This is a genomic window from Lysinibacillus sp. NPDC094403 (genome assembly GCF_050278745.1).
Taxonomy (GTDB): Bacteria; Bacillota; Bacilli; order Bacillales_A; family Planococcaceae; genus Lysinibacillus.
This window is the reverse complement of the sequence record NZ_JBNNTL010000003.1, coordinates 288,260-294,320: the sequence shown is the minus strand read 5'-3', so window position 1 is coordinate 294,320 and position 6,061 is coordinate 288,260. Positions and strand designations below refer to the sequence as shown.

Annotated in this window: 7 protein-coding genes and 1 other annotated feature (1 of these 8 only partly in view); of the genes, 4 read left to right on the top strand and 3 right to left on the bottom strand. The window is 36.7% G+C overall.

Translation table 11 applies throughout. The annotated features are described in order from the left end of the window. From ACQKMV_RS08505 to ACQKMV_RS08490, 4 genes are all read left to right on the top strand, one after another. Window positions 1-523 (top strand): RNA-guided endonuclease InsQ/TnpB family protein (locus tag ACQKMV_RS08505; RefSeq protein WP_427503380.1); only part of this gene is annotated, 523 nt, incomplete at its 5' end. Window positions 524-742: 219 nt separating this feature from the next. After that, complete coding sequence (locus ACQKMV_RS08500; protein WP_427503379.1) at window positions 743-1,183, top strand: lamin tail domain-containing protein; 441 nt, start codon at window positions 743-745, stop codon at window positions 1,181-1,183. Further along, a complete protein-coding gene (locus ACQKMV_RS08495) occupies window positions 1,170-1,418 on the top strand; it encodes a DUF3006 domain-containing protein (protein ID WP_427503377.1) in 249 nt (82 codons plus the stop codon). The genes ACQKMV_RS08500 and ACQKMV_RS08495 overlap by 14 nt, the downstream gene beginning before the upstream one ends. 163 nt (window positions 1,419-1,581) lie before the next feature. Continuing rightward, window positions 1,582-2,370 (top strand): HAD family hydrolase, encoded by a 789-nt coding sequence (locus ACQKMV_RS08490; protein WP_427503376.1) that lies wholly within the window; start codon window positions 1,582-1,584, stop codon window positions 2,368-2,370. 69 nt (window positions 2,371-2,439) lie between these two features. Here ACQKMV_RS08490 and ACQKMV_RS08485 read toward each other — a convergent pair whose 3' ends face one another. From ACQKMV_RS08485 to serA, 3 genes are all read right to left on the bottom strand, one after another. Beyond that, on the bottom strand, window positions 2,440-3,372 hold the full coding sequence (locus tag ACQKMV_RS08485) for a hypothetical protein (RefSeq protein WP_427503374.1): 933 nt from the start codon (window positions 3,370-3,372) through the stop codon (window positions 2,440-2,442). Further along, window positions 3,359-3,856 carry an RNA polymerase sigma factor gene (locus ACQKMV_RS08480; RefSeq protein ID WP_374965294.1) on the bottom strand — a complete coding sequence of 166 codons (498 nt, stop codon included), beginning with the start codon at window positions 3,854-3,856 and terminating at the stop codon, window positions 3,359-3,361. Before ACQKMV_RS08480 ends, ACQKMV_RS08485 begins: the two co-directional genes overlap by 14 nt. Before the next feature lie 197 nt (window positions 3,857-4,053). Beyond that, window positions 4,054-5,661: a phosphoglycerate dehydrogenase gene (gene serA / locus ACQKMV_RS08475; RefSeq protein ID WP_427425824.1), complete on the bottom strand. Its 1,608-nt coding sequence runs from the start codon at window positions 5,659-5,661 to the stop codon at window positions 4,054-4,056. Between the two features lie 184 nt (window positions 5,662-5,845). Then, window positions 5,846-6,061 (bottom strand) — a binding site (T-box leader) (it continues 23 nt past the right edge of the window).

Sequence of the window (6,061 nt, the reverse complement as noted above, 5' to 3'; positions counted from 1 at the left end):
AGAGCGAAAGTTGAAACGAGAACAACGAAAATTAGCTCGTAAGCTCGAAGCCAACATTAAAGAGTACACTAAAAACCGAAAGCCAATCTATAAAATACCTTTAAAGAATATGAAAAATATTCAAAAACAAAACACTGAAATCCGTAATTTATATAAGCGACTTAACGATATCCGAACAAATCATTTACATCAATGTTCTAATGAGATTGTGAAAACCAAGCCATCTCGTATTGTAATGGAACATTTAAATGTAAAAGGTATGATGAAAAATAAACATCTGGCGAAGGCGATAGCCGGGCAAAAGCTATATGAATTCAAACGACAAATTCAATACAAAAGTCAAAAATACGGAATTAAATTTGTTGAAGCCGACAGATGGTTTCCATCATCAAAAGCTTGTTCTAGTTGTGGACAAATCAAAACCGATTTGAAACTGAAAGACAGATTATTTATCTGCTCTTGCGGATTAAAGTTGGATAGAGATTTGAACGCAAGCATTAACTTAGCAAATTACTCAATCTAAGGAATTTAACTGAAACTAAACCTTAGATGTGTACGCAACGATACTGCGGAATTTAAGCCTTTGGAGAGTCATACTAAATGGTAGTAGCTTTGGCGAAACCAGACTCAGTGAATAAGGAAGACACAAAAACGAAAGTCATAAGATATAAGTTATGTCACAGTAGAGATGTCTACATTTTTTAAGAAATGTATATGTTTTTCGTATCGGGTAAACTATGACGTGAATTCGAAAGAAATGTCAGGAACAATTGCCTCAGAGCCACAAACAACTAGTTCAAGTGCCTCAGAGCCACAAACAACTAGTTCAAGTGTCTCAGAACCACAAACAACTAGTTCAAGTGCCTCAACACCCAAAACAACTAGTGCAAGTGTTGAGATTGTTAGTAAGGATTTAATAGAAGAAATTGTAGGCATTAAAAATAATGGTAATGAAGCAGTGTCCTTAAAAGGTTGGCAGCTTATATCAATTGAAGGGAATCAAGTTTTTAACTTTCCAAATGTGACATTGCAGCCAGGGAAAATGATTTATGTCACAAGTGGCTCAAATGCACGAGAGGGTCAAAATTATTTAAAGTGGACAAAGAAACAGATTTGGCTGAATGATGGGGATGCTGCGCAATTACGTAATGCGAAAGGGGATATTGTTAGTGAGCTCTACTAAATACACCTTAGACCGTATTGAAGATGGATATGCAGTTTTTTTGAAGTACCCAGAGGAAGAGGAACAAATTATTATCTTACAGTCTGCCTTGAATAAACCAGTACAGGTTGGCGATCGCGTGCTAATTGAAGAAATTGACGGCATCTATCAAATTGAAATTTTAAAAGAAGAAACTGAGCAGAAAAAGGCCGAAATACAAAGCTTAATGGATAGATTACGTAAGAAAAATCAATAGTCACAGAGTGAATAAGTGGCTGGGAATAGGCTCATCACTAGAAGTTGGTGATGAGCCTATATTTTACTGGCCAACTCGAGTATGAAAATGCCTAAAAGCTATGCTAAATATTTTGAATATATGCTAAAATAATTATACTAATAGGAAGCTAGGAGCTGACACAATGTCAATTAACACAATTATTTTTGATTTAGATGATACGCTGTTATGGGATAAAAAGTCTGTCAAAACAGCATTTGAGAAAACGTGTGAATACGCAGCAACAATACATAATGTAAATCCAGCTGAGCTAGAGGAAGCTGTACGTAAAGAAGCGCGTGCACTTTATGAAGGCTATGAAACATATGATTATACGGTGTTAATTGGCATTAACCCATTCGAAGGACTTTGGGGCACATTCGATGATCCAACAGATTCTTTCCAAAAAATGAAAAATATCGTACCAGGCTATCGTACAGCAGCATGGACAAAAGGCTTAGCAGCTCTTGGCATTGATGATGCACAGCTAGGGGCGGAGCTAGGGGAGCGCTTTGTGGCAGAGCGTAAAGTGGCTCCATTCTTATATGAGGATACTTTTGATGTATTAGATAAACTTAAAGGAAAGTATCAACTCGTTTTACTGACAAATGGGGCACCAAGTTTACAAAATTTAAAGCTGGAAATTACACCAGAAATCGCGCCGTATTTTGACCATATTATTATCTCTGGGGATTTTGGTAAAGGGAAACCAGATGCCTCTATTTTCGAGCATGTAATGGAGAAAACAGGTATTACAGCAGACGATGCGATCATGGTTGGAGATAACTTAAACACAGATATTTTAGGCTCATCTCGTGTTGGTATGCGTAATGTTTGGATCAATCGTGAGAACAATGCACCAAATGGCGTTGTCACTCCAACATATGAGGTTGATTCTTTAACTGCATTATTAGAACTTGTAAATAAGCTATAAGCAAAAATGTACTGATTCATCAAAGGATCAGTACATTTTTTAGTTTCTTGAAATTTATCGAAATATATACTAAAAGTGTACATTGAATGCAAGATATAGCGATGTAAAAGCTATTGCAATACATAGTTGAACAAAGGCACTAGCTACTAGGTAACCTCGGGGCTCACCTGCTTTTTTACGATAATAAATTTGCATAATAGAGTAGAGCATAAATAAGCTATATATTATCGTAGCGTGTAAGGAATGCATCAGTAAATAGATTGCCAATAAAATACCTGCAAACAAGACTAGGATAATAGCGTTGGCGATGGCATGTTCAACCGTTGCTGCAAAAAAACGTCGTTCAATATGAGGCATTCTTTTCTTTGCAAGCCATAGTATGAAGTGTGTAAGTAATACGAAGATGTTTCCGATGATAAGCTTGGTTGAGCGTTTATCATCATAGTAATATTCCAGTGAATAAAATGTATTGTCGAGTTTTATGGCTTGCTCCGTTTGGACATTAAAGAGGGTATCATTATTTAGTACCTTCCATTTTTCTTGAGTACCATCAGAATAGACAATCAATACATCTTGAGGTGTAAAGTAACCATTATCTTCCCACTGTTGAGCTGTTACTGAAATTGAAGGTGCATGTTCCATTTGTTCTTGTAGCTGACTTAAAAGATGCTTATTTGTATAGCACTGCTGGGGTACATAAAGGCATGAAGCTTTTGTTATAAACGTTTCTTTGTTTTCATTAGTGTTTACATAGACTACAGCAATTGTTTTGTTTGTATCTGTTGTCAGTGGAGAGTTAGTCGGTCCTTGGATAAAGGACAAAATTAAAATAGCAAGAACTGTGATAAATAGCAAAGACACTGCCGGCATTTTCCAAGATTTTTTAATTGGTTTTTTTTCTATTGTAGTAGGTGCAGTAATATTGTGCAGTATTTTTTCCTGCTGCTGCTTAGTTAATTTGAGATCGCGTAAATGTTGCCAGGATTCCTCATTGTTCTTCATCAAATTCACCTCCAAGCTGCTTTTTCAATGCAACAAGTGCACGTTTTAATGTGTTTTTTACTTTTCCTTCATTCCAGCCTAGTACATCACAAGTTTCTTGAATGGATAAACCCTCGATTTTACGTAAAATAATGACATCTCGATAGGTGAGCTTCAATTTGCTAATTGCAAGATAAAGCAGCTTTGCATCTTCTTGCTGGATGAGCCATTGGTGTGGTGAGGTTGGCTCAAGCTCTTCATGATCGTTTAAAAACGGTACAAATTGAATAAGTCTTTTCCTGCGGTAATGATCGTAGGCTAGATTACGTGCAGTACTTCTAAGCCAAGCGAGTTCTGCACCTTCTTTAATTGTCTGCTGATATTTGAAATAGCGAGCAAATGTCTCCTGTGTGAAATCCTCCGCTAATTTCTCATCATTGAGTAAATAATATAAGTATTTGAAAATGGTTTGATTATGTAAGTAAAACAGCTCTTCAATCGTCAAAATGTGCACCTCCTTTCTCTTAAAGACGAATGACTTTCAGAAAAGTATCATTTTACCAAAACAAAGCTTCTATTAAAAATTAGGTATGACATTGTTGAAACGTAAACTATGTATATAGGTTGATTTCCGTTCCGATGATAATCTCCAAAAATAAAAAAGCAGAGAGTATTTATACTCCCTGCTTATAAATCAATATATTATAGGTTAATCGCTTTTACTTCATCAATATTTTCAAGCTGTGCAACGAATGTTAGATCTTCTTCTGTTACAACATTGTCGATTGTTAGCATCATGACAGCTGTACCACCAACTTGTGCACGACCAACTTGCATTGTTGCGATGTTCACATCTTTTTCTGCTAGCTTTGTTGCTACTCGGCCGATTGCACCTGGTTTGTCAGTATTTTTAATGTAAAGAAGGTGACCTTGTGGAATAACGTCAACAACATAGTCTTCTACTTTAACAATACGTGCACCTAAACCATTTAATAATGTACCAGCAACTGTATGTGTTTCGTTCACTGTTTTAATTTCAATCGTAATTAGGCTAGTAAAGCCTTTAGCAGTTGTTGTTTTATGCTCATTAATTTTCATACCGATACGTTCAGATAGGTAGCGAGCATTTACGTCATTAACATGATTACCGTGGTTTTTAGATAATAAGCCTTTTAACGCGTTTGACGTTAATGGACGAACATCATAATTTGCTACTTCACCAGCATAAGATAAGTTGATTTCTTTTACAGGCTCAGTTGTAAGTTGAGATAAGAATGAACCAAGTTTTTCAGCTAATTCAAAGAAAGGCTCTACTTGTGCAAGCAACTCTTTTGGAATAGATGGCATGTTCACTGGGTTAGTTACAGTACCTGTTTTATAGAATTTAATGATGTCGTTTGAAACGTCTACAGCTACAGACTCTTGTGCTTCAATTGTAGATGCACCTAAGTGAGGTGTTGCGATTACTTGTGGTAATGTAAGTAGCTTGTGATCTGTTGCTGGCTCAGATACGAATACGTCTAGAGCAGCACCCGCTACTTTACCTTCTACGATTGCATCGTATAAATCATCCTCATTGATAATACCGCCACGTGCACAGTTAATGATACGCACGCCATCTTTCATCATAGCGAATTTTTCTTTGTTAATAAGGTTGCGTGTCTCAGGAAGAAGTGGTGTGTGTACTGTAATGAAATCTGCAGCTGCACAAATTTCTTCAACTGTTGATTTTGTTACCCCTAACTCTTTAGCGCGTTCATCTGTTAGGAATGGATCGTATGCCATAACGTTCATGCGTTGACCTTTTGCACGATAAGCAACTTCAACACCGATACGACCGAAGCCTACAACACCTAGAGTTTTATTTTTAAGCTCAACTCCAACATAAGATTTACGATCCCATTTACCATTTTTAAGCGTATTGAATGCTTGTGGGATGTGACGAGCAAGTGAAGTCATCATTGCAATAGTGTGCTCAGCAGCGGAGTTAGTGTTACCGTCTGGTGCATTCACAACGATGATACCATGTTCAGTTGCAGCAGTTAGATCAATGTTGTCCACACCTACTCCAGCACGTCCGATAAGTTTTAAGTTTTTAGCCGCTTCAATTACTTCACGTGTTACCGTTGTTTGAGAACGTACTAGTAAAACATCTACATCCGCAATTTTTGCGATTAATTCTTCTGGTGCAAGACCAGTATCGACAATGATATTTAAGTCTAAATCTTGTTCTTGTCGTAGTGGGAAAATACCATCTTCACTTAGTGGGTCAGCGATAAATACGTTAATTGTTTTTGTTGCAGTAGTCATTGCAGTAGTCATTTGAGTAGTCATTTGTAATTAGCTCCTTTTAATTAAAAAATGTTAGTGTTCTTTATATACGAAACAGTCTGAATTTTGTAAAGATAAATATCTTACAGCATGCAAACAATCTCCTTTCTAGAAAAAAACAATAAAAAAGCCTTCCGCGCCTTACAAACACAAAGATTGTGTTGTAAGGGGCGAAAGGCTGAATAAACATTGGTTCGCGGTACCACCCTTAATCACTGCTTGGAAAATTCTAGCAGTCTTAGCTATATGCGTAACGTGCATGTGACGGATAAGCTTACTTTGAAGATGTTCGGCTTATCTATTCAGGAGTGGAACTATTATCGTAGAAATCACTGATTTACACCAACCATCAGCTCTCTTTGGATTTTCTTGCGACTAG